Raw genomic sequence first — 573 nt, forward strand, 5'->3', positions numbered from 1 at the left:
TCAACAAATCAACGCCGCACTCAGTGATCACGGCTTGAAAAGCGAATTCCACCGCCACATTCGCATTACCGATAACCGCACTTTGGATATCGCCAAGCAGGTGGTCGGCAAAATTCAGTTCGATATCAGCGGCTATCTCTCGCTACGCGCCGTCAACCTCGGCCACAGCTCGCGCCACATCAACGTGGTCAGCGGCAATTTTGTCACCGCCCAACCCATCGGCGTGCTCGACGGTGTGGACTACCAACTCAGCGGCAAGGTGCGCCACATCGACATCACCGCCATCGAGCAGCAGCTAGCCAACAATGCCATCGTGCTGCTCAACCCGATCGGCGTGTCGGTCACGGGCGAAAATTTCAACCTGCCGTTTGAAGAAATTGCCACACAGGTGGCGATCAAGCTCAATGCCGACAAACTCATCGGCTTTTGCGCGCAAGACGGTATTTTTGATGAAAATGGCGAGTTGATCGCCGATCTTTTCCCCGAGGTGGCGCAACAGCACCTTGACCACCTCAATCAAAACGGGGAATACAACAGCCCGCAAGCACGCTTTCTCTCTGCCGCCATTGCCGT

The 573-nt window shown here is 55.3% G+C and carries 1 protein-coding gene; it reads left to right on the forward strand.

Features of this window, described 5'->3' with window-relative positions; translation table 11 throughout:
* A partial coding sequence (locus JNC70_RS22825; RefSeq protein ID WP_374789062.1) for an amino acid kinase family protein occupies nucleotides 1-573 on the forward strand: 573 nt, incomplete at both ends.

This window comes from Brucella oryzae (assembly GCF_041929965.1).
Lineage (GTDB): Bacteria > Pseudomonadota > Alphaproteobacteria > Rhizobiales > Rhizobiaceae > Brucella > Brucella oryzae.